At 73.3% G+C, this 22,634-nt stretch carries 18 protein-coding genes; 7 read left to right on the top strand and 11 right to left on the bottom strand.

Going from position 1 to position 22,634, the window contains the following annotated elements; genetic code table 11:
• Nucleotides 1–43 precede the first annotated feature (43 nt).
• A complete protein-coding gene (locus tag ACFWIS_RS03295) occupies nt 44–742 on the top strand; it encodes an MBL fold metallo-hydrolase (protein ID WP_380452865.1) in 699 nt (232 codons plus the stop codon).
• Here ACFWIS_RS03295 and ACFWIS_RS03290 read toward each other — a convergent pair.
• From ACFWIS_RS03290 to ACFWIS_RS03260, 7 genes are all read right to left on the bottom strand, one after another.
• On the bottom strand, nt 698–1,909 hold the full coding sequence (locus ACFWIS_RS03290; protein ID WP_380452863.1) for a serine/threonine-protein kinase: 1,212 nt from the start codon (nt 1,907–1,909) through the stop codon (nt 698–700). The genes ACFWIS_RS03295 and ACFWIS_RS03290 overlap by 45 nt on opposite strands.
• Before the next feature lie 100 nt (nt 1,910–2,009).
• Nucleotides 2,010–2,999 carry an ABC transporter substrate-binding protein gene (locus ACFWIS_RS03285; protein WP_380452861.1) on the bottom strand — a complete coding sequence of 330 codons (990 nt, stop codon included), beginning with the start codon at nt 2,997–2,999 and terminating at the stop codon, nt 2,010–2,012.
• Between the two features lie 55 nt (nt 3,000–3,054).
• The gene (locus ACFWIS_RS03280) at nt 3,055–3,807 is read right to left on the bottom strand and encodes an amino acid ABC transporter ATP-binding protein (RefSeq protein ID WP_380452983.1); all 753 of its coding nucleotides are present in this window, start codon (nt 3,805–3,807) and stop codon (nt 3,055–3,057) included.
• A gap of 98 nt (nt 3,808–3,905) precedes the next feature.
• Complete coding sequence (locus tag ACFWIS_RS03275; protein WP_380452859.1) at nt 3,906–4,952, bottom strand: amino acid ABC transporter permease; 1,047 nt, start codon at nt 4,950–4,952, stop codon at nt 3,906–3,908.
• A 28-nt stretch (nt 4,953–4,980) separates the two neighbouring features.
• Complete coding sequence (locus ACFWIS_RS03270) at nt 4,981–5,925, bottom strand: ABC transporter substrate-binding protein (protein ID WP_380452857.1); 945 nt, start codon at nt 5,923–5,925, stop codon at nt 4,981–4,983.
• A 10-nt stretch (nt 5,926–5,935) separates the two neighbouring features.
• On the bottom strand, nt 5,936–6,460 hold the full coding sequence (locus ACFWIS_RS03265; protein WP_380452855.1) for a GNAT family N-acetyltransferase: 525 nt from the start codon (nt 6,458–6,460) through the stop codon (nt 5,936–5,938).
• A gap of 11 nt (nt 6,461–6,471) precedes the next feature.
• On the bottom strand, nt 6,472–7,656 hold the full coding sequence (locus ACFWIS_RS03260; RefSeq protein WP_380452853.1) for an LLM class flavin-dependent oxidoreductase: 1,185 nt from the start codon (nt 7,654–7,656) through the stop codon (nt 6,472–6,474).
• A 781-nt stretch (nt 7,657–8,437) separates the two neighbouring features.
• Between ACFWIS_RS03260 and ACFWIS_RS03255 the strand changes: the two genes are divergently transcribed.
• Together ACFWIS_RS03255 and ACFWIS_RS03250 are read left to right on the top strand one after the other, a co-directional pair.
• Nucleotides 8,438–9,397 (top strand): amino acid ABC transporter permease, encoded by a 960-nt coding sequence (locus ACFWIS_RS03255; protein WP_380452851.1) that lies wholly within the window; start codon nt 8,438–8,440, stop codon nt 9,395–9,397.
• Nucleotides 9,394–11,319 carry an FAD/NAD(P)-binding protein gene (locus tag ACFWIS_RS03250; protein ID WP_380452849.1) on the top strand — a complete coding sequence of 642 codons (1,926 nt, stop codon included), beginning with the start codon at nt 9,394–9,396 and terminating at the stop codon, nt 11,317–11,319. Before ACFWIS_RS03255 ends, ACFWIS_RS03250 begins: the two co-directional genes overlap by 4 nt.
• Nucleotides 11,320–11,358: 39 nt before the next feature.
• Here ACFWIS_RS03250 and ACFWIS_RS03245 read toward each other — a convergent pair whose 3' ends face one another.
• The gene (locus ACFWIS_RS03245) at nt 11,359–13,320 is read right to left on the bottom strand and encodes a protein kinase (RefSeq protein WP_380452847.1); all 1,962 of its coding nucleotides are present in this window, start codon (nt 13,318–13,320) and stop codon (nt 11,359–11,361) included.
• Nucleotides 13,321–13,458: 138 nt separating this feature from the next.
• Here ACFWIS_RS03245 and ACFWIS_RS03240 point away from each other — a divergent pair, with 138 nt between their 5' ends.
• A complete protein-coding gene (locus ACFWIS_RS03240) occupies nt 13,459–15,744 on the top strand; it encodes an FdhF/YdeP family oxidoreductase (protein WP_380452845.1) in 2,286 nt (761 codons plus the stop codon).
• Nucleotides 15,745–15,834: 90 nt separating this feature from the next.
• Here the strand turns inward: ACFWIS_RS03240 and ACFWIS_RS03235 are convergent, their stop codons facing one another.
• Nucleotides 15,835–17,367 (bottom strand): NlpC/P60 family protein, encoded by a 1,533-nt coding sequence (locus ACFWIS_RS03235; RefSeq protein WP_380452844.1) that lies wholly within the window; start codon nt 17,365–17,367, stop codon nt 15,835–15,837.
• Between the two features lie 367 nt (nt 17,368–17,734).
• On the opposite strand from ACFWIS_RS03235, the gene ACFWIS_RS03230 reads away from it, so the two are divergent.
• Together ACFWIS_RS03230 and ACFWIS_RS03225 are read left to right on the top strand one after the other, a co-directional pair.
• Nucleotides 17,735–18,919 carry an anion permease gene (locus ACFWIS_RS03230; RefSeq protein ID WP_380452842.1) on the top strand — a complete coding sequence of 395 codons (1,185 nt, stop codon included), beginning with the start codon at nt 17,735–17,737 and terminating at the stop codon, nt 18,917–18,919.
• A gap of 25 nt (nt 18,920–18,944) precedes the next feature.
• Complete coding sequence (locus ACFWIS_RS03225; RefSeq protein WP_380452840.1) at nt 18,945–19,193, top strand: hypothetical protein; 249 nt, start codon at nt 18,945–18,947, stop codon at nt 19,191–19,193.
• A gap of 98 nt (nt 19,194–19,291) precedes the next feature.
• Here ACFWIS_RS03225 and ACFWIS_RS03220 read toward each other — a convergent pair whose 3' ends face one another.
• Both ACFWIS_RS03220 and ACFWIS_RS03215 read right to left on the bottom strand, forming a co-directional pair.
• Nucleotides 19,292–20,845 (bottom strand): MDR family MFS transporter, encoded by a 1,554-nt coding sequence (locus tag ACFWIS_RS03220; RefSeq protein WP_380452838.1) that lies wholly within the window; start codon nt 20,843–20,845, stop codon nt 19,292–19,294.
• A 153-nt stretch (nt 20,846–20,998) separates the two neighbouring features.
• Nucleotides 20,999–21,448 (bottom strand): MarR family winged helix-turn-helix transcriptional regulator, encoded by a 450-nt coding sequence (locus ACFWIS_RS03215; protein WP_380452836.1) that lies wholly within the window; start codon nt 21,446–21,448, stop codon nt 20,999–21,001.
• A gap of 112 nt (nt 21,449–21,560) precedes the next feature.
• On the opposite strand from ACFWIS_RS03215, the gene ACFWIS_RS03210 reads away from it, so the two are divergent.
• Nucleotides 21,561–22,619, top strand: coding sequence for an ABC transporter permease (locus ACFWIS_RS03210; protein ID WP_380452834.1), 1,059 nt, complete (start codon nt 21,561–21,563; stop codon nt 22,617–22,619).
• Nucleotides 22,620–22,634: the final 15 nt, after the last annotated feature.

The raw sequence follows: 22,634 nt of genomic DNA, 5'->3' as shown, positions 1-22,634 counted from the left end.
AACGTCCGTGTGCCGGACCGCCGCGGGGCGCAGGATCCGGGACATGGAGATCACCCGGGTACGCGACGAATTGCACATGATCACCCTGGAGTTCGGCACCGCCTACCTCTGGCGGGACGACCACGGACTGACCCTGGTCGACACCGGCATCGCCGGATCGGCGGACGGGATCGAGAAGGGCATCCGCACCATCGGGCTGGAGCCGGCGGCGGTACGCCGGATCGTGCTCACCCACCACCACGAGGACCACACCGGCTCGGCCGCCGAGCTGGCCTGCCGCTGGAGCGCCGAGGTGGTGGCGCACCGGCTGGAGGCGCCGGTCGTCCGGCGCGAGCAGCCGGCGGCGCCGCCCGTGCTCAGCCCCTTCGAGCAGCAGTTGTGGGACGGGCTGCCGCCGATCCCGCCGGCCGAGCCCTGCCCGGTGCACCGCGAGGTCGAGGACGGGGACGTGCTGGACATCGGCGGCGGCGCGGTGGTGGTGCACGTGCCCGGCCACACCGACGGCAGCATCGCGCTGCACCTGCCCGGGCCCGGGGTGCTGTTCACCGGCGACGTGGTGTCCAACGTGCAGGGCCGGACCGGGCCCGGGGTGTTCCACACCGACCCGGCCCGCGCCCTCGCCTCCTTCCACCGGCTGGCCGCGCTGCCGGTGGAGACGGCAGTCTTCGGGCACGGCGACCCGATCGCCGCGGGTGCCTCAGCCGCGCTGCGCGCCGCCGCCGAGCAGCACCCGCAGGTCTAGCGCCTGCCCCGGGCCCGGGCCGAGCCGGGCGGCCTCCCGCTGCCAGTGGGCGAGGTCGCGCCGCAGGTCGGCCCGGGCCTCCGGGGTGGCGCCGGGCTGCTCCGCAAGCGCCTCCATCAGCGCGGCGCCGGCGCCCCGGAGGCCGTCCCGGGCAAGCCAGAGAGCCAGGTCGTGGCAGGTGCGCAGGGTGCGCGGGTCGGCCGGCCCGCAGATCCGGGCGAAGTCCGGGACGAGCTGCACCAGGATGTCCACCGCGTCCCCGGGCCGGCCCTCGGCGCCGTGCTGCCAGGCCAGGTCGGCCCGGCGGCGCAGCTGCTCCGGGCTGGGGTCGTCCGGCCGCAGCATCCCGGGGCGCACCGCGCTCAGCCGCTCCAGCACCTCGGCGGCGGTGGCGGGCCGGTCGGCGGGCCGCTTGGCGAGCAGCTGGGCGACCAGCTCGGCCAGGGCCGGGTCCTTGCCGCGCACCCGGGGCGGGGTCTCGGACATGTGCTTGCGCATGTAGTCGTACGGCGAGTCGGCGCGGAACGGGCGCCGGCCGGTGCTGACCTCGTACAGCATCACGCCGAAGGCGTAGAGGTCGGCCCGGCCGTCCACGGTGCCGCCGGACCAGCACTCGGGCGCCAGGTAGGGGACGGTGCCGACCACGCTGCCGGTGGAGGTGAGCCCGGTGGACTGGGTGAGCAGCCGGGCGATGCCGAAGTCCAGCACCTTGGCGCGGTTCCCGTTGTCCGCGATCATCACGTTCTCGGGCTTGATGTCCCGGTGGATGACACCGCTGCGGTGCGCGGCGTCCAGCGCCTCGCAGATCTGCGCCATCCAGGCGAGCGCCCGCCCGTGGTCGGGCAGGCCGTCCTTGAGGACCGCGGACAGCGGGCGGCCGCGGACCAGCTCCATCACCAGGTAGTGGAGCTCCCCGGAGAGGTCGGTGGCCCGGCCGTAGTCGTGCACCGTGACGATGTGCGGGTTGGACAGGTTGCCCGCCAGCTTGGCCTCCCGGACGAACCGGCCGACGGCCTCCCGGTCCGCGGCGTGCTCGGCCAGCAGCAGCTTGACCGCGACCGGCCGGTCCAGCACGGTGTCGGTCGCCCGCCAGACCACGCCGAAGCCGCCCTTGCCCAGCCACTCGTCCAGCCGGTAGCGTCCGCCGAGCACCTCTCCCTTGTGCATGCACTCCCCCAACGTGCCCGCGCCCGAACGGCGTTCGCCGTCGGCGGGGTCACCATAGCGGCGGTCGGGGACGAACGGGTGAACGAAGCCGGCCCCGGTGTCAGGGCTTGGGCTTGGGCAGGCCGACCGGGTTGATCTCGGAGGTCCGCACCGCCTCGTTCTCCAGGCCCCAGCGCTTGAGCACCTGCCCGTACGTGCCGTTCCTGATCGTCTCGTCGATCGCGCCGTTGAGCGCCTTGACCAGCCCGTTGTCCTTGCGGGTGGTCGCCGCGATCTTGCCGAGGACGTCGGCGCCGCCGCCCGAGTAGGTGCCGACCACCTCGGTCCGGCCGGTCTGCACGGCGTGGAAGGCCAGGCTGGGGTTGGGGCCGGTGTAGACGTCGATCCGGCCGGAGGAGAGCGCCAGGTAGTACTCGGTGCCGGAGAAGTACTTGATGTCGATCGGCTTGAGGCCGTTGCGGACGTTCTCCTCGCTCCAGGAGATCAGCAGCTTCTCCTGGTTGGTGCCGGTGGCGACGCCGACGGACCGGCCGGCCAGGTCCTTGGCACCGCCGACCTTGATCCCGCTGCCCTTCCTGGTCTCGAAGCCGAGGACGTCCAGCCGGTAGGTGGCGAAGTCGTACTTCTCCTTGCGCTCCTCGGTGACGGTGATGTTGGACAGGCCCGCGTCGTACTTGCCGCTGTCCAGGCCGACGAAGATGTTCTCCCAGGAGACCGGGTTGAACTCGACCTTGAGGCCGAGCACGTCGCCGATCAGCGAGGCGATGTCCGGCTCGACGCCGATGACGGTCCTGTCGTCGTCGGCGTAGAAGTCCAGCGGCGGGGTGGTACCGATGGAGGCGACGACCTTCAGGGTGCCCCTCTTCCGGATCTCCTCCGGCACCAGCGCCGCGATCGCGTCGACCTTGGGCGTGCCGACCCGGTTCTGCCGGGGCGAGAGGTTCACCACCGTGCCGTCGGGCGCGGTGCTGCCCTTGGCTCCGGCGAGGTCCGCCGAGGCGCCGGTCGCGCCGCTGCCGCAGCCGGCCAGCAGGAGGGCGGCGGCGAGCGGGCCGGCGGCGGCCACGAGGGCGCGACGGGGTAGGGACATGGCGGAACTCCTGCTCGGTGAAGGCGGGTTGGGGGGATCGCCGAGGGAAGGGCGACTACAGGACCTTGGCCAGGAAGGCCCGGGTGCGCTCGTGCCGCGGGCGGTCCAGGACCTCGGCGGGCGGGCCCTGCTCGACCACCACACCGCCGTCCATGAAGACCACGGTGTCGGCGACCTCGCGGGCGAAGCCGATCTCGTGGGTGACCACGACCATCGTGGTGCCGCTGCGGGCGAGGTCCTTGATGACGTCCAGCACCTCACCGACCAGCTCGGGGTCGAGCGCCGAGGTGGGCTCGTCGAACAGCAGCACCTTGGGCTCCAGCGCCAGCGCCCGGGCGATCGCCACCCGCTGCTGCTGGCCGCCGGACAGCTGCCGGGGGTACGTGGCGGCCTTGTCGGCGAGCCCGACCCGCTCCAGCAGGGCCAGCGCCACCGCCCTCGCCCCGGCCCGGGACCGGCCCAGCGCGGCGACCGGCGCCTCGACCAGGTTCTCCAGCACGGTCAGGTGCGGGAAGAGGTTGAAGTTCTGGAACACGAAGCCGATGCCGGTGCGCTGGCGCAGCACCTCGCGCTCCTTGAGCTCGTACAGCCGGTCGCCTGAGCGCCGGTAGCCGATCAGCTCGCCGTCGATGGCGACGTGGCCGCGGTCGAGTTTCTCCAGGTGGTTGATCGCCCGCAGCAGGGTGGACTTGCCGGAGCCGGACGGGCCGAGCACCACGGTGACCGAGCCGGCCGGGACGTCCAGGTCGACCCCGCGCAGCACCTCCAGCCGGCCGAAGCTCTTGTGCAGGCCGCGGACCTGCACCATCGGGGCGGCCTCGGTCGGCGCGGCCTCGGTCGGCGCGGTCGTGGTCGGCGCGGTCGTGGTCGGCGCGGTCGTGGTCGGCGCGGTCGTGGTCGGCGCGGTCACGGGGTCCCTCCAGGGGTACGGACGACGGTACGGACGGCGGTACGGACGGCGGCACGGGCACTGGTACGGGCGGGCAGGCTCCGCAGGAAGGTCCGCAGGCGCTGCGGCGGGGTGGGCGGCGGGGTGCGCCGGGTGCCGCGGGAGAAGTAGCGCTCGACGTAGTACTGGCCGATCGACAGCACCGTGGTCAGCACCACGTACCAGACGGTGGCGACCATCAGCAGCGGCACCACCCGGCCGGTCCGGCCGTAGATCACCTGGGCCTGGTAGAACAGCTCGCCGATGGCCATCACATAGACCACCGAGGTGCCCTTGAGCAGCGAGATCACCTCGTTGGCGGCGGCCGGCAGGATGCCCCGCATGGCCTGCGGCAGCACGATCCGCCAGGCCTGCCGCCGGCGCGGGATGCCGAGCGCGGCGGCGGCCTCGCGCTGTCCGGCGTCCACCGCGATGATGCCGCCGCGGATGATCTCGGCGGCGAACGCGGCCTGGTGCAGCCCGAGGCCGAGCACGGCGGCGCCGAGCGCGCCGAGCACGCCGACCGTCTCGAACTCGCCGAAGGTCGGGCCGAACGGGATGCCGAAGCCGAACCGCTTGTAGAGGTAGGAGAGGTTGAACCAGAACACCAGCTGGACGATCAGCGGGATCGAGCGGAACACCCAGACGTACGCCCAGGCGATGGTCCGCAGCACCGCGCTGCGGGACAGCCGCATCCCCGCCACCACGGCGCCGAGCAGGAAGCCCAGCGCGGTGCCGTAGGCGGTGAGTTCGAGGGTGCGGCCGATCGCCTGGAGGATGGTGTCGGCGGTGAAGTACCGCCGGAAGGTGGCCCAGTCCCAGGCGGGGTTGGTGGCCAGGCCGTGCAGGAACTGGGCCAGTACGACGAGGGCGGCGATCCCGGCCGCCCAGCGCCACGGGTGCCGGGCGGGGACGGTCCGCAGGCCGTCCAGTCCGGCGGCGTCCAGGCCGGGGCCGGTCGCGGGTCCGGTCGCCGGTCCGGGCGGGGACGGCGGTGCTGGGGTGTCGACGGTCACGGGGGTCATCTGGGGACTCCTTCAACGGGCCCTGGCGTCACGGGTGTTCGGGCGGGCTGAGCTGCGACTCCTGGATCGCCGAGTCGGTGAGCCCCCACTTGCGGAGGATCCGCTCGTACGTCCCGTCCTTGATCAGCTGATTGACGGCCGCCTGGAACGCCGGGGCGAACGGGGAGCCCTTCTTGAAGGCGAAGCCGACGTCCAGCCGGTGGAACTCGTTGAGGAAGCGCACCCCGGCGGCCTCCTGCGCGGCCTGGTGGCGCAGCCCGTTGATGGTGGACATCTCGACGTCGACCCGGCCCTGCTGGAGGCCGGTGAGCAGGGCGCCGCCCTCGCTGAACGCCTTGACCTCGTACGGCTTCCTCCCGGCGTCGGCGCACACGCCCCTCTTGCTGTTGAGCGTGGTCTCGAAGGTGGTGCCGGCGCCGGTGCCGATGGTCAGCCCGCAGAGCTGGGTCAGGTCGGTGACCGGCTGGACGGCCGTGTTGTCCTTCTTCACCGCGAAGCCCTGGCCGTCGTCGATGTAGGTGACGAAGTCGACGGTCTTCAGCCGCGCGGCGGTGACCCCGAAGTTCCCGGTGCCGACGTCGAACTTGCCGCTGTCCAGGGCGGGCAGGATGGTCTCGAAGGCGGCCTCCTGGCGCTGCACCGTCAGGCCGAGCAGCTTGGCGACGGCGTCGGTGAAGTCCACGTCGACCCCGACCGGTTTCTTGCTCGCCTGGTCGGCGTAGAAGGCGCTGGGCGGGGCGCCGACGGACGAACCGAACTTCACCACACCGGACTTGCGCACCTCCTCGGGCAGCAGCGCGGCGGCGGCCTCCGACCTGGCCAGGCCGGAGACGACGTCCTCGGTGGCGGCGGCCGGCCCGCCCGCCCCGGCCCCGCCCACGATCTTCGGGTCCGAGCCGCACGCGGCCAGCGCCAGGACCGGCAGCAGGGCGGTGGCCGCGAGGAGGCGGCGGCGGACGGTGGTGGTTCTCACGGGGGGCCTTTCAGTGGGTCGGGAGCAGAGCCGGCAGGGGCTTCTCGAACGGGAGCGGGCCGGTGGGAACGGGCCGCCCCTGCTGCCCGTCGGCGGTGACGTCGAACAGCGGGGTGTAGCCGGCCGCCAGGTACAGGGCCTTGGCCTCGGGCTGGCGCGGGCCGGTGGTGAGGTACATCCGGTGGTAGCCGGCGGCCGCGGCCGTGCGCTCCAGCTCGGCCAGCACCCGGCGGGCCAGGCCGCGGCGGCGGTGCGCGGAGTGCGTCCACATCCGCTTGACCTCGGCGGTCCGCTCGTCATGGCGCATGTACGCGCCGCCGGCCACCGGTTCGCCGCCCGCCAGCAGGAGCAACAGCGCGCCGTGCGGCTCGGCGAAGGCGTCGGCCGGATAGCGGGCCATCTCCTGGTGGGCGCCGGGGCCGTAGCGGGTGACGTACTCGTGGGTGAGTTCGCGCAGCAGCGGTTCGACCAGCGGGTCGTCCAGGGTGACCTTGCGGAACTCCTCGCAGGGCACGTCGGGGGGCACCTGGCTCACGACCGCACCGCTCACGCCCGCACCGCGATCAGCTGGTGCCGGTCGCGTTCGGCGCGCGCCGCGGCCTCGGCCTTGGCGGCGTCCCGCTTGGCGGCGTCCCGCTTGGCGACCTCCTCGCGGACGATCGGGATGACGTACCGGCCGAAGTCGATCGCGTCGTCCAGCAGGTGGTAGCCGCGGGCGGAGAGGATGTCCACGCCGAGGTCGTAGTAGTCCAGCAGCGCCTCGGCGACCGTCTCCGGGGTGCCGACCAGCGCGTTGGAGTTGCCCGCCCCGCCGGTGGCCGCGGCGGTCGGGGTCCACAGTGCGCGGTCGTAGCGCTCGCCGGCTTCGGCGATCTCGATCAGCCGCTGGGAGCCGGTGTTCTCAGGTGTCGCAGCCTCCGGCTGGGCGGTCACCGGACGGCGCCTCGGCGCGAGCTCGCCGCTCTCCCGGCGGGCCCGGATGGCGGCCACCGTGCGGTGCGCCTTCTCCCAGGCCAGTTCCTCGGTCGGCGCGATGATCGGCCGGAAGGCCACCTGGATCCGCGGCGGGTCCGTCCGGCCGGCGGTCCGCGCGGCCTCCTTCACCCGCTCGATCTGCTCGGCGGTGCGGGCCAGCGGCTCGCCCCACAGGCAGTAGATGTCGGCCTCCGCGCCGCCGGCCGCGTAGGCGGCGTCCGAGGAGCCGCCGAAGGAGACCGCCGGGCGCGGCTGCTGCACCGGGAAGACGTCGGAGACGAAGTCGTTGAAGCGGTAGTGGGGGCCCTCGTGGTCGAAGGGCTCCCGGCTGGTCCACGCCTTCTTGACGATGCCGATGTACTCGCGGGTGCGCTCGTAGCGCTGGTCCTTGGTGAGGAAGTCGCCCTCGCGCTGCTGCTCGTGGTCGGTGCCGCCGGTGATGAAGTGGACGGTCAGCCGGCCGTCGCTGATCCGGTCGAGGGTGGCGAAGGTCTTGGCGGCGAAGGTCGGGTAGGAGACGTTCGGCCGGTGGGCGAGCAGGATCTGCAGCTGGTCGAGGTGCGAGGCGAGGAAGGCCGCCGCGGCGGCGGGCTCCGGGGAGCCGGAGCCGTACGCGAAGAGCACCCGGTCCCAGCCGTGGTCCTCGTGCGCCCGGGCCAGCCGCAGGGTGTAGTCGCGGTCGAAGGAGGCGGTGGTGCGCGGACTGGTCTCCGAACCGTCGCCGGTGGCGGCGATGCCGAGGAATTCGACGGGCATGGCGGAACCTTTCGGGGTGGGTCTGGTCCGGTGGGCTGCGGGCGGGCAGGCCGGAGGTGGCCGTGGCAGGGCGCGGCCGTCGGGCAAAGGGGCGGTGGAGCGGTGGAGCCGTGGCGGGGCAAACGGGTGCGAAGGGTGCGGGGGCACGAGGAGGGAGGGAACGGCCGGAGCGCGGTGCGAGGGCAGTGCGAGGGCGGTGAAGTGCGAGGCGGCAGCGTGTGCCTGACGATTCGTCAGCTCAACTAACGGACGACGGATCCCGGCCCGCGACGGGGCACACCGAGGGAGGACTCCCCGAAGGGATCAGAGCCGGACGGGCGGCCCGCTGCCGGGTCAGCCGCGACACGCCGCGGACCACACCCGACCGAAGTCGATGTGGTCGCGGGTGACCAGGGGCTGCTCGGCGTACATGGCCTCAAGTTGAGCAGTCGGCCGAGCGGTACGTCAACCATCCATCATTGCCGCACTGTTGCGATCTCCTGTCGCGTTTCCGGCGTGTTGCGGGCGGCCCCGAAGCGAGCCGGATCGCAGCCCGATCGCCGTCCGGTCGAGGCCCGGTCGCGGCCCGGTCGCGGCCCGGTCGCGGCCCGGTCGCGGCCCGGTCGCGGTCCGGTCGCAGCCCTATCACCCTTGACAGCCGTCGATCGCGCATGCGTACGATCGAAGCGGAGTGCAGTGCGCTGCGCCGGCCGTGTTGAGGGACGCGGGCCGGCTCCCGAGGGCCCGTACGTGATCACCCCCGTACCTCTCCCCGCCCGCACTCCGCCCAGGAGCCGCCGCCATGGCCACCCCGCAGGACGTCCTGCCCACCCCCGCCCCGGCCCTCGCCGGGAGCCCACCACCGCCCCCGGCCCCCGAGGCCCGGATCGTCGCCCGCCGCAAGCCCGGACAGTGGATCGCCGCCGCCGTCGCCCTCCTGCTGGCCGCGATGGCGGTCGACTCGGTGATCCGCAACCGGGCCTTTCAGTGGAGCGTGGTAGCCGAGTGGTTCACCGCCCGGTCCGTGCTCGACGGCCTGGCCCTCACCCTGTGGCTGACCGCCGTCACCCTCGCCCTCGGCTTCGTGTTCGGCACCGTCCTGGCCACCATGCGGCTGTCCACCAACCCCGTACTGCGAAGCATCGGTTGGGCCTACATCTGGATCTTCCGCTCCACCCCGCCACTGGTGCAGCTGCTGTTCTTCTTCAACATCGGCGCGCTCTACCCGACCCTCGGCCTGGGCATCCCGTTCGGCCCCGAGTTCGTCACGGTGAAGACCGTCAACCTGATCGGCCCCACCCTGACCGCCGTCATCGGCCTCACCCTGCTGGAGACCGCGTACGCCGCCGAGGTGATCCGCGGCGGCATCCTCTCCGTCGACCGCGGCCAGTGGGAGGCCGCGGCCGCGCTCGGGCTGGGCCGGTGGCGGGTGCTGCGCCGGATCGTGGTGCCGCAGGCGATGCGCTCGATCGTGCCGACCGCCGGGAACATGCTGATCGGCGCGCTCAAGGGCACCAGCATCGTCAGCGTGCTGGCCGTCTCCGACCTGCTCTACTCGGTGCAGCTGGTCTACCTGCAGTCCTACCGGGTCATCCCGATGCTGATGGTCGCCACCCTCTGGTACCTGGTGGTCACCACCGTGCTGTCCGTCGGCCAGTACTACCTGGAACGCCACTTCGCCCGGGGCGCCACCCGGGACGGCCTGCCGCCCACCCCGCTGCAGCGCGCCCGCGTGGCCCTCGGGAAGGCGGTCCGGGCATGACGTCCCTGGTCATCGTCGGCGCCGGGCCGCGCGGCACCGGGCTGCTGGAGCGGATCGCCGCCAACACCGCCGAACTGCTGCCCGCCGACCGGCCGTTGGAGATCCACCTGGTCGACCCGTACCCGCCCGGCGCGGGCCGGATCTGGCGCCACGAGCAGTCCCCGCTGCTGCGGATGAACTCGATGGCCGAGGACGTCACCATGTTCACCGACGAGCGCGCCACCATCGAGGGGCCGGTCCGGCCCGGCCCCTCACTGGCCGAATGGGCCCTGCGGCAGCGGGAGTTCGCGCCCTACCGGGAGGTCGCCGACCCGGCCGTCCGGGCCGAACTGGCCGCCCTGACGGCCACCGACTTCCCCACCCGGCGGGCCCAGAGCGCCTACCTGGACTGGGTGTTCCGCCGAGCCGTCGCCGACCTGCCGGCCCACGTCACGGCCACCGTCCACCGCGGCACCGTACGGCGGATCGACGGACCGGCCGACGGACCGCAGACCGTCCACCTCGACGACGGCACGCTCACCGCCGACCACGTCGCCCTCACCCTCGGCCACCTCGACTCCGCCCCGCACCCCCGGTACGCCGCCGACACCGCCTTCGCCGCCCGGCACGGCCGCTTCCACCTCCCGCCCGCCTACTCCGCCGACGTCGAGGCAGAGCTGGCCCGGATCGCCCCCGGCGAACAGGTGGTGCTGCGCGGCCTCGGCCTGGCCTCCGTCGACCTGGTCGCGATGCTCACCGAGGGGCGCGGCGGCCGCTTCGTCCCCACCGGCGACGGGCCCGCCCTGCGCTACCTGCCGTCCGGCCGCGAACCGGTGCTGCACCTGGGCTCCCGGCGCGGCGTCCCGTACCACTCCAAGACCGACTACCGGCTCCAGGGGCCGCCCGCCCCGCTGCCCCGGTACTTCGACGCGACCGTCGTGGACGCCCTGCTCGCCACCGGCCGGCCGCTCGAACTGCGCCGCGACGTCTGGCCGTCGATGGCCAAGGAGATCGGCTTCGGGCACTACCACGAGCTGTTCCACGCCCACCCGGAGCGCACCGCCCTGCCCTGGCCGGAGTTCCTGGCCCGCTACGACCGGTACGACTGGTACTCCCCCGAACTCGCCGCGCTGGTCGCCGAGGCCGTCCCCGACCCGGCCGACCGGATCGACTTCGAACGGCTCGACCACCCGCTGGCCGGCCTCGAACTCGGCTCCACCGAGGAACTCCAGGCCCGGCTGCGCGGGTACGTCACCGCCGACGCCGACCGCCGCGCCGACCCGGCCCACAGCGCCGACCTCGGCGCCTTCCTCGCCCTGCTCTCGCTGTTCGGCCAGCTCCCCCGGCTGCTGGCGGCCGGCCGGCTCACCGCCCGCTCGGTCGCCGAGGAGGTGGACGGCTGGTTCTTCGGCTACTTCGGCTTCCTCGCCTCCGGCCCGCCCGGCTTCCGGCTGCGCCAGCTGGTCGCGCTCTCCGAGGCCGGCGTGGTGCGCTTCCTCGGTGCGGGCGTACGGGTCGAACGGGACGAGCCCACCGGCACCTGGCGGGCCTCCGGCGCCACCGTGCCCGGCCACACCGTCACCGCCACCGCGCTGGTCGAGGCCTACCTGCCCAAGCACGCGTTGGCCCGCACCCTCGACCCGGTCCTGGGCGAACTCCACCGCGCCGGACGGGTGGTGGAGGAGGTGGTCAGCGACCGGGAGCACACCCACCGCTCCGGCCTGGTCACCATCGACCCGGCCGACAGCCGACTGATCGACCCCGCCCTGGGCGGCGCCCCGCACCCCCGCCGCACCGCGCTCGGCCCGCACACCAGCCTGCGGGCGGCGACCGCCTTCGCCCGCCCGCGCACCGACTCACCGGGGTTCCGGCAGAACGACGCCGCCGCCCGGGCGCTGCTGCGGGCCCTGGCGGCGCTCCCGACGGCGGCGCTGGTGGGGTGAACCGCGCCGGGGCCGACCGGAGCGGCTCGCCCCGGGCGGTCAGGGGCCGAAGACCTCCTCCACCAGGTCCTCGTCCGAGACGTGGTCCGGCGCCTCGAAGACCAGGTCGGCGACGCCCTTGAGGCCGACGCCCCGCTCCAGCGCGGCCACGCAGGCGGCGGCCTCCTGGTCGGTGGCGAAGTCCCACACCCGCAGCCGCCGGACCAGCACCAGCGCCTCGACCGGGCTCATCCTCGGCGTCCGGCGGCGGTGGGTGCCGCCCTTGCGGCCGGCCTGGGCGAGGCGCTGCTGGTAGCCGGCCAGGTCCTGCCAGGCCTGGACGGTGCTCGGGTGGTGCTCGCCCAGCGAGCGGGCGAGCTCGGGCAGCAGCGCGTGCAGGTGCGCCGTCGCGCCGTGCAGGTCGCCCCGGTTGGCCAGGTGGACGGCGAGGTCGTGCCGGGCCTTCAGCACCCGGCTGTCCTGCGGGCCCCAGGCCGCGGTGAGGTCCGGCAGCAGTGCGTGCAGCAGCCGGACAGCGGTGACCGAGGAGCCGCTCTCGCCGATGCACCAGGCCAGGTGGTAGCGGGCGCCCAGGGTGTCCGGGTCGGCCGGACCGAGCGCCGCGTGCATGTCGCCGACCACGCTGGACAGCAGCCGGATCGCACCGTCCAGGTCCCCGGCGCGGCTGAGGTACCAGGTGAAGTCCCGCCAGGCGCCCAGGGTGTCCCGGTCGGCGGCACCGAGCGCGGTGACGCTCTCCTGGGCGATCGTCTGCAGCAGCATCGCCGACTCCCCGGCCGTCGCCGCCCGGTACGCGGCCGACCGGCGCTCGCGCAGCCCGGCCCGGACGGCGTCGTCGACCGGCGCGGGGGCCACCACCGGCGGGGTCGTCAGCGGGGGCAGCACGGACGGTGCCCCGGGAACGGCGGGCGGCACGGCGGGCGGCGCCGGAGGCATCGCGGGCCTCGCCGGCGCGGCGGGCGGCGTGGGCAGGGCGGGCGGGGTGGACGGAGTGGACGGGGCGGACGGGGCGGACGGCGGCAGCGGCAGCGGCGGAGGCACCACCGGCCCCACCGGAACGGACCCGACGGAATCCGAGGGAGCCGCCGACGGGACGGTCGAAGGAGCCGGCGGCACGGCCGCCCCCCGGTCCACCACCGTCGGCACCGCGCCCCCCGCCCCGCTGCCCGGCCACCCGGCCAGCTCGGCGAGCCGCCGCTCGACCGTACGGGCGTCGGCCGGCCGCTGCTGCGGGTCCTTGGCCAGCAGCTCCGCGACCAGCCCGGCCACCTGCGGCGGCAGCCCGAACTGCGCCGGGTCCAGCGCGGGGGGCGGCTCGTTGAGGTGCTGGTACATCAGCACCGGCGTCGAGCCCCCGCTGAACGGCCTTGCCCCGGTGAAGAGTTCGACCAGCACGCAGCCCAGCGCGTAGAGGTCGGCCCGCCCGTCCACCCGGCCGCCGGTCCAGCGCTCGGGCGCCATGTACGCGGGGCTGCCGACGATCGTCCCGGTGGTGGTCAGTCCGCCGGCGCCGGTGTCCAGCTGGGCGATCCCGAAGTCCAGCACCTTCAGGTGCCCGGCGTCGGTGATCATCACGTTGTCCGGCTTGATGTCCCGGTGCACCATGCCCGCGTCGTGGGCCGCCGCCAGGGCCCCGCAGATCTCCCGCCCCCAGCGCAGGCTGAGCGCGGGCTCGGGCAGGCCCGTCCGCAGCACCTCGGTCAGGGTGCGGCCGGTGAGCAGCTCCATCACCAGGAAGGTGACCTGCCGGTCGGCGAGTTCGCTCTGCCCGAGGTCATGCACGGTGACGATGTGCGGGTGCGAGAGGTTGCCGGCCGCGCAGGCCTCCCGGACGAACCGCAGCGCGGCCTTCGCCTGGTCGCCGCCGTGGTGACCGATCACCTTGACCGCCACCGGCCGCCGCATCCGGGTGTCCTGGGCCCGCCACACCACCCCGAAGCCGCCCTGGCCCAGCTTCTCCCGCAGCTCGTACCGGCCGTCCAGAACGTCCCCGACTCGCACGGCGCCCCTCCCCTCCCGTTGTGACGCCCAGACTCTACCGACGGCCCTCCCCCTGCCACGGGCCAGGTGGAAGGATGGGCGGAGAGCCCCCGCAACGGTGCGCCGGCTCGCACCAGCACAGCCCCGAGGAGCGCAGTCATGGCCAAGCAGGCCCCGCAGAGCGACCCGGTGCAGGACGCCCCCGAGGTGTCCGCGCCCCAGCACGCGGCCGCCGGCCTGCCCGCCGTCGGCCACAGCCTGCGGATGGCCGCCGAGCAGATGGGCGTCCGCCGCACCGTCGCCACCCTGCTCAAGGTCAACCAGCCGAACGGCTTCGACTGCCCCGGCTGCGCCTGGCCCGAGCCGGACAGGACCCACACCGCCGAGTTCTGCGAGAACGGCGCCAAGGCCGTCGCCGAGGAGGCCACCGAGCGCCGGATCCGGGCCGAGTTCTTCGCCGCCCATCCGGTCGCCGACCTGGCCGAGCGCTCCGGCTACTGGCTGGGCCAGCAGGGCCGGCTCACCCAGCCGATGCTGCTGGACGAGGGCGCCACCCACTACACCCCGGTCTCCTGGGACGACGCCTTCGCGCTGATCGCCGAGGAGCTGCGCGCCCTGGACACCCCGGACGGCGCCGCCTTCTACACCTCCGGCCGCACCAGCAACGAGGCCGCGTTCGCGTACCAGCTGTTCGCCCGCCGGCTCGGCACCAACAACCTGCCGGACTGCTCCAACATGTGCCACGAGTCGTCCGGTTCGGCGCTGACCGAGACGCTCGGCGTCGGCAAGGGCAGCGTCAGCCTCAAGGACCTCTACCAGGCCGACCTGATCATCGTGGCCGGCCAGAACCCGGGCACCAACCACCCCCGGATGCTCTCCGCCCTGGAGCGCGCCAAGCGGGCCGGCGCCACCGTCGTCAGCGTCAACCCGCTGCCGGAGGCGGGCCTGGAGCGGTTCAAGAACCCCCAGCACGCGCGCGGCCTGGTCGGCCACGGCACCAAGCTCACCGACCTGTTCCTGCAGATCCGCCTCGGTGGGGACCTCGCGCTGTTCCGCGCGCTCAACCGGATCGTGCTGGAGCAGGACGGCGTCGACCGCGCCTTCGTCGCCGAACACTGCCACGGCTACGAGGAGTTCGAGGCGCAGGCGCTGAAGACCGAGCGCGACGAGGTGCTCGCCGCGACCGGCCTGCCCTGGGAGCAGATCGAGGAGCTGGGCCGGCTGGTGCTGGCCTCGAAGAAGATCATCGTCTGCTGGGCGATGGGCCTCACCCAGCACAAGCACGCCGTGCCGACCATCCGCGAGGTGGTCAACTTCCTGCTGCTGCGCGGCAACATCGGCCGCCCCGGCGCCGGGGTCTGCCCGGTGCGCGGGCACAGCAACGTCCAGGGCGACCGCACCATGGGCATCTTCGAACGCCCCAGCAAGGCCTTCCTCGACGCGCTGGAGAACGAGTTCGGCTTCGAGCCGCCGCGCGAGCACGGCCTCGACTCGGTGGACACCATCCGCGCGATGCGGGACGGCCGGGTCAAGGTGTTCTTCGCGATGGGCGGCAACTTCGTCGCGGCCACCCCGGACACCGAGGTCACCGAGGCGGCGATGCGGCGCTGCCGGCTGACCGTCCACGTCTCCACCAAGCTCAACCGCTCGCACGTGGTCACCGGCGCCCGCGCCCTGATCCTGCCCACCCTCGGGCGCACCGACCGGGACGTCACCGGCGCCGGCGCCCAGTTCGTCAGCGTCGAGGACTCGATGGGCCAGGTCCACTCCTCCCGCGGCGGACTGCGCCCGCCCGCACCCGGCCTGCTCTCCGAGACGGCGATCGTCTGCCGCCTGGCCCGTACCGTCCTCGGGCCGCGGGACACCGTGCCGTGGGAGGACTTCGCGACCGACTACGACACCCTGCGCGCCCGGATCGCCCGGGTGGTGCCGGGCTTCGAGGACTTCAACGAGAAGGTCCGCCGCCCCGGCGGCTTCACCCTCCCGCACGGCCCGCGCGACACCCGCACCTTCCCCACCGCGACCGGCAAGGCCAACTTCACGGTCAACCCGCTGACCGCCCCCGAGGTCCCGCCGGGCCGCCTGCTGCTGCAGACCCTGCGCTCCCACGACCAGTACAACACCACCGTCTACGGCCTGGACGACCGGTACCGCGGCATCAAGGGCGGCCGCCGGGTGGTCCTGGTCAACCCCGCCGACGCCGCCGAACTCGACCTCGCCGAGGGCCGGTACGTCGACCTGGTCAGCGAGTGGACGGACGGCACCGAACGCCGCGCCCCGCACTTCCGGGTCGTCCACTACCCCGTCGCCCGCGGCGGCGCGGCGGCCTACTACCCGGAGACCAACGTCCTGGTCCCGCTCGACTCCACCGCGGACATCAGCAACACCCCCACCTCCAAGGCCGTCGTCATCCGCTTCGAGCCCGACTCGGCGCCGACGGGCTGACCCGCCCCCGGACGGCACGGAGGCCGCCCCGCGTCACCGGACGCGGGGCGGCCTCCTAGGTCCTGGCCGGACAGGGCCCGGGCCGCCGGTTCAGTGCAGCAGGCCGCCCAGCGGCAGCGTGGCCGTGGGGCTGCCCGGTGCGGCGGCGCTCGACGAGCCGGTGGTGCTCGGCGTACCGGTACCGGTCGGGGTCTGCGTCGGGCTCTGGGTCGGGCTGCCCGTGGGGGTCTGGGTGGGCGTGCCGGTCGGCGTCTGGGTCGGCGTGCCCGTCGGGGTCTGGGTCGGGGTGCCGGTGGGCGTCCCGGTCGGCGTACCCGGGTCGGTCGGCGTGGGCGTGCCGGTGGACGGCGTGCCGCCCGGGGCGGGCGTCGCCGGGGTGCCGCCGGGCGCGGGGGCCGGGGTCGTCGGGGCCGGGCTGGGCGCGATCGGGGTGGCGGAGTCCCAGCCCTTGGGCAGGTCCGGCACCTTCCAGGCGCCGCCGGCGTCGTCCGCCGCGCCGTCCGGGTCGGGCCGGACGGCGCCGAGGATCGGCATCGAGCCGATCGGCGACACCTTGATGAAGGCGCCGGGCCGCGGGGCCTGGACGATGAGTCCGCCGCCGATGTACATCGCGACGTGCGAGGCGTCCTGGAAGTAGACCACCAGGTCGCCGGGCCGCAGCTGGTTGAGCGGGACGTGCTGGAGCTGTGCCCACTGCTCCTGGCTGGTGCGCGGGATGGCCTTGCCGGCGTGCAGCCACGCCTGCGAGGTGAGGCCGGAGCAGTCGTAGGAGTCGGGGCCGGTGCCGCCCCACAGGTACGGCTTGTTCAGCTGGGCGAGGGCGAAGGCGACGGCGCCGCGGCCGGCCAGCGAGGGGGTGCGCTCGCCCTTGCCGAGGGCGCCGGAGGCGAGGAAGGCGAGCTGGGCCTCGTCGGCCTGGGCCTTCTCCAGCTGTTCGAGTTCGGTCCGCTGGGCGCCGGTCAGCGAGGAGACCAGCTGTTCGACCGAGGCGAGGTCGGCGGCGACCTTGGTCTTGGCCGCGTCCTGCTGGGCGACCAGCGTCCGGGAGGTCGCGAGGGCGTCCTCGGTCTGCTTCTTCAGGCCGTCGAGGGCGTCCCGGTCGGCCTTCAGCTTGTCCAGGAACTCGGACTGCGAGCGGCTGGCCGCGGCGAGCAGTTCGGCGATGGTGACGGCCTCGTACGGGTCCTTGGAGAGCAGCAGTTCAGCGTAGGCGGAGGTGGCGCCGTTGCGGTACTGGGCGGCGGCGAGCTGGGAGGCGATGTCCGTCCCGGCGTCGACCTGCTTCTGCTGCCGGTCGAGCTTGCCCTGGAGGTCGGTGAGCGCGGCCTGCTGCTCGGTGACCTTGGCGACCGCGCCGTTGTACTGCTCGGTGGCGGCCTCGGCGCTCTGGTACAGCCCGTGGAGCTGGTCGAGCAGCGGTCCGAGGGTGGCCTTGGCGGCGGCGAGCGGGTCGGCGCCGGGCGCGACGGCGATGCCGGAGCCGGGGTCGGGCGAGGCGTAGGCGGCCTGGGTGGCGACCGGCAGGGCGAGTGCGGCGGCCGCGAGAACGGCTCCGCACCTCAGGGCCGCCCGTACCCAGGGACGCGCCCCCGACGTCTCCGTGCGCTGTGCAGCCCCGCCCATGGGTTGGTCCTCCCCGCCCTTGCCCTGTCCTGCCCCGGTGGCGCCGTCCGCGGGCTCCCCCGGGGACGATCCCGGAGATCCTCCCACGGGTTACTCGGCGGAAACAGAGCGCACGCGGACCAGGAGGTTAATTTCCGATTCATCTGTTGATCTGTGAGACAGCTCTCAGCAAACGGGGGCGAACCAGGACGTTCTCGGCTAAGGTCCAGCTCAGCGCGGCCAAGGTCACTCTCCCGAAAGCTCCTGGCCACCGCCGGGACACCGGCAGAACCACGATTCCCGACCCAGTTCACCTTCCGTTCACCAGACGGACCTACGGTCGCGACGTCATCAACGTCCGTGCGACAACTAAGACGATTGTTTGGGTATGGAACACATCTCGTTCCTGGTGGCCGTTGTGATCATCACGGCGCTCGCCTTCGACTTCACCAACGGGTTCCACGACACCGCCAACGCGGCCGCCACCGCGATCGCCACCGGCGCCCTTCGCCCCAAGGTCGCGGTCACCATCGCGGCCCTGCTCAACTTCGCGGGTGCGTTCCTGTCCGTGAAGGTCGCCACCACCATCTCCGGCGGCATCGTCAACGAGAAGGCGGGCGTCCACCCCGAGATCATCTTCGCCGCACTGGCCGGAGCGATCCTGTGGAACCTGCTGACCTGGCTGCGCGGCCTGCCGTCCAGTTCCTCGCACGCGCTGTACGGCGGCCTGATCGGCGCCACGATCGTCGGCGTCGGCATGAACGGCGTCAACTTCGACACCGTGATCACCAAGATCATCATCCCGGCGGTCGCCTCCCCCGTCGTCGCCGGACTCGCCTCCTGGGGCGCCACCAAGCTGGCCTACGCGATCACCCGCAAGGGCAACGGCGCCGCCACCGACAAGGGCTTCAAGACCGGCCAGATCTTCTCCTCCTCGCTGATCTCGCTCGCGCACGGCACCAATGACGCCCAGAAGACGATGGGCATCATCACCCTGACCCTGGTCTCCGTCGGCGCCCTTCCGCACGGTGCGCTGCCCCCCACCTGGGTGATCGTCTCGGCCGGCGCCGCGATCGCACTCGGCACCTACATGGGCGGCTGGCGGATCATCCGCTCGATGGGCAAGGGCCTGGCGGACATCAAGCCGCTGCAGGGCTTCGCCTCCGAGTCGGCCGTCTCCACCGTCATCCTGACCTCCTCGCACATGGGCTTCGGCCTCTCCACCACCCAGGTCTGCACCGGCGGCATCATGGGCGCCGGCCTCGGCGGCCCGAAGCCGGAGCTGCGCTGGAGCCTGGTCCGCCGCATGGTCTACACCTGGGGCCTGACCCTGCCGGCCGCGGCCCTGGTCTCCGGCGGGGCGGCCGTGCTGGCCCGCCAGGGCACCTGGGGCGTCGCCCTGGTCGGCGCGGTGCTGGTGGCCGGTTCGGCCACCATGTGGATGATCTCCCGCCGTCAGCCGGTGGGCGCGGACAACGTCAACGACGTCCCCGAGATCACCCCCGTCGAGGTCACCACCGCCACCCCGGCCAACGCCGCCCCCACCCCCGCCTCGACCACGGTCGCGGCCTGAGCGCCGAGACCGAGGAGCACTCACCATGCACATCAAGTGGAACGCCCTGGCCCAGACCGCCGGCATCAGCTTCGGCGTCACCGTCGCCGTGGTCTCCGTATTCGCCCTCGGCATCCTGGCGCTGTCCCGCCGGGAGGCCGCGCTGAGCGCCCGTGAGGCGGGCGGCCGGGCGGCCGGCGGCGGCAAGCCCGCCCTGCTGGCCGGCGCGTACGCCTGTTTCGCGCTCTGCGCCTGCGCCGTGGTCTACGGCCTGGTGCTGATCGCCGCGCCGTAGCAGCACCAGGCCGTAGGGCCTGCCAGCACCCGCAGCACGCCGAACGGGCCGGGGAGTGTCGAACACTCCCCGGCCCGTTGCGCGTTTCCCCGCCGCCGTCAGCTCTCCTGGCTGGTCCGCAGCGCGGTCTCCCGGATGAACAGCACGGTGACGAAGGCCAGCGCCGCGAAGGGCGCGGCCCACAGGAAGACGGTGCCCACGCCGTGGCCGAAGGCGTCGGTCACCAGCGGGAGGATCGGGGCGGGCAGCTTCGCGAGGTCCGGGATGCCGCCGCCGGCCGCCGCGTGCCCGGCCGGGATGTGCGCCGCGGCCAGGTTCTCGGTCAGGTAGTGGCCGACCTTGTTGGTCATCAGCGCGCCCAGCGCGGAGACGCCCATCGCGCCACCCATGGTGCGGAAGAAGGTGACGACGGAGCTGGCCGCGCCGAGCTCGTGCCGGGGCACCGTGTTCTGCACCGCGAGCACCAGGTTCTGACTGGTCAGGCCGAGGCCGATGCCGGTGAGCGCCATGTAGAGGGAGAGCAGCCCGTAGTCGGTGTCGACCCGGGCGGTGCCGAGCAGGCCGAAGCCGACGGCCAGCAGCGCGGTGCCGGTGACCAGGTAGGCCTTCCACCTGCCGTACTTGGTGATCAGCCGGCCGGCCACGGCGGAGGAGACCGCCAGGCCGACGATCATCGGCAGGGTCATCAGGCCGGCCGTCGTCGGCGACTTGTCCCGGGCCAGCTGGAAGTACTGGCTGAGGAAGGTGGTCGCGCCGTACATCCCGACGCCGACCAGCACGCTGGCGATCGCGGCCAGGGTGACGGTGCGGTACTTGAAGAGGTCCGGCGGGATGATCGGCTCGGCGGCGCGGCGCTCGACCACGATCGCCAGGGCGCCCAGCAGCAGGCCGCCGCCGACCATCACCGCGGTCTGCCAGGACAGCCACGGGTAGTTGGTGCCCGCCAGGGTGATCCAGATCATCAGCAGGCTGACGGCGCCGGTGATGACCAGCGCGCCCAGGTAGTCGATCTTCACCTTGCGCTTGACCACCGGCAGCTTGAGGGTGCGCTGCACCACCAGGATCGCGGTCACGGCGAACGGGATGCCGACGTAGAAGCACCAGCGCCAGCCGAGCCAGGAGGTGTCGACGATGACGCCGCCGATCAGCGGGCCGCCGATGGTGGCGAGGGCGAAGACCGCGCCGAAGTAGCCGCTGTACCGGCCGCGCTCGCGCGGCGGGACCATCGCGGCCAGGCAGATCTGGCCGAGCGCGACGACACCGCCGGCGCCGACGCCCTGCAGGGCTCGGCAGGCGATCAGTTCGCCGGTGTTCTGCGAGAGCCCGGCCAGCGCGGAGGTGGCGATGTAGATCAGCAGGGCTATCTGGAGCAGCAGCTTCTTGCTGACGAGGTCGGAGAGCTTGCCCCAGATCGGGGTGGCGGCGGTCATGGTGAGCAGCGCCGCGGTGATGACCCAGGTGTAGGCGGACTGGCCGCCGTGCAGGTCGGTGAGGATGTGCGGCAGGGCGTTGGAGACGACGGTCGAGGAGAGCACGGCCACGAACAGGCCGAGCAGCAGGCCGGACAGTGCCTCCATCACCTGCCGGTGGGTCATCGGTCGGTCGTCGACGGCGGCTGCGGTGCCGGTCGAGGCCTCGGTGGTCACGGTCATCTGGGTCCTTCGGCGAGGCGGGCTGGGCGTGGAGCGCGGGGTGCGGGGGTACGCGGGGCATGAAAATTTGTTGCCTTAAGCAACCATACGACCGATGGTTGACTAGGGCAACTTTCTTCAAGCTCCAGCAAAGCCCGCGCCCGGGCGGCCCGCTCACTCCGCGGGCGGCTCCCCCAGCACCTCGTTGAAGCGGTGCAGCAGCTCGGCGAACCGGTCCACGTCCTCGCGCGGCCAGCCGTTCATCACCTCGCGCACCCGTCGCATCCGGACGTCCCGGGCCGACTCGTAGCGCCGCCGGCCGTCCTCGGTCAGCGAGACCAGCGCCGCCCGGCGGTCCAGCGGGTCCGCCTCCCGGGCGACCAGGCCGAGCTCCTCCAGCGCGCGGATCTGCCGGCTCACCGTCCCCTTGCCGACCGCGAAGTGCACGCCGACGTCCGTCACCCGCACCCGCCCGGCCTGCTCGATGTAACCGAGCATGCTGTACGCCATGCCGTCCAGCCCGGGGTGCACCCGACGTGAGAGTTCCGCCACTCTCGCGCGGCCCCGCCGGAACATCAGCCCTACCTCACGCTCCACCGCCACCAGGGCTTCCTCGTCCGTCACCGCGCCAGTATCGCCCAGCGGCGGTGGCCGAGAATCGGCGCGGGAGGTAGGACAACCCAGTTAGTTCATGGTATTAAGTATCCGTTTTCCGCCGATACGCAAGGAGATGTGGATGGCCGCCCGGGGGCAGGGATTCGTCGCGGAACTGAAGGGCGCGGTCACACCGCGTGCGGCACTGCTCGTGATCGGGGTGCTGCTGCTGCAGCTCGGCTTCATCACCTCGTACGTCGGAGCGCTGCACCACCCGACCCCGCACAAGCTGTCGATCGCGGTGGTCGCCCCGCCGCAGGTCACGCCCAAGCTGGTGGCGGCCCTGGGGTCGGTGCCGGACGAGGCCGTCAAGCCCGTCACCGCGCCGGACACCGAGACGGCGACCCAGCAGATCAAGGACCAGAAGATCTACGCCGCGCTGGTCGTGGACCCGAACGGCACCGAGGACACCCTGCTCACCGGCAGCGCCCGCGGCACCTCCGCCGCCAAGGCCGCCGAGAGCATCACCACCGCACTGGACAAGTCCCAGGGCCGCACCGTCAGGGTCGAGGACGTCGTCCCGCTGGCCAAGGGCGACACCAACGGCCTCACCGCGTTCTACCTGGTCATCGGCTGGTGCGTCGGCGGCTACCTGGTCGCCTCCATCCTCGGCATCAGCGCCGGCTCCAAGCCGGCCAACGTCCACCGCCTGCTGATCCGCCTCGGCGTCCTGGCGCTGTACTCGGTCGGCGCCGGCCTCGGCGGCACGATCATCGCCGGACCGGTGCTGGACGCGATGCCCGGCTCGATCCTGGCCCTGACCGCGATCGGCGCCCTGGTGGTGTTCACGGTCGGCGCCTTCACCATGGCGTTGCAGTGCCTGTTCGGCATCATCGGCATCGGCCTGGCCGTGCTGGTCTTCGTGGTGCTCGGCAACCCGAGCGCCGGCGGCGTCTACCCCGCCCCGATGATGCCGCCGTTCTGGCGCGCGATCGGCTCGCTGATCCCCAACGGCGCCGGCACCAGCGCCACCAAGTCGATCGCCTACTTCAGCTCCACCAACCTGGGCATGCCGATCCTGGTCCTGGTGATCTGGGCGGTGATCGGCATCGGCGTCGCCTTCCTCGCCGTCCTGCGCGGCCCGCGCGGCCCGCGCGACGGCGAGCGCGAGCTCACCACCGAGGCCCCCGCCACGGCCTGAGCCCCGACGCGGCAC

Source organism: Kitasatospora sp. NPDC127060, from assembly GCF_042724935.1.
Lineage (GTDB): Bacteria > Actinomycetota > Actinomycetes > Streptomycetales > Streptomycetaceae > Kitasatospora.
The sequence above is the reverse complement of the archived record's forward strand: the minus strand, read 5'-3'. Positions and strand labels throughout refer to the sequence as shown.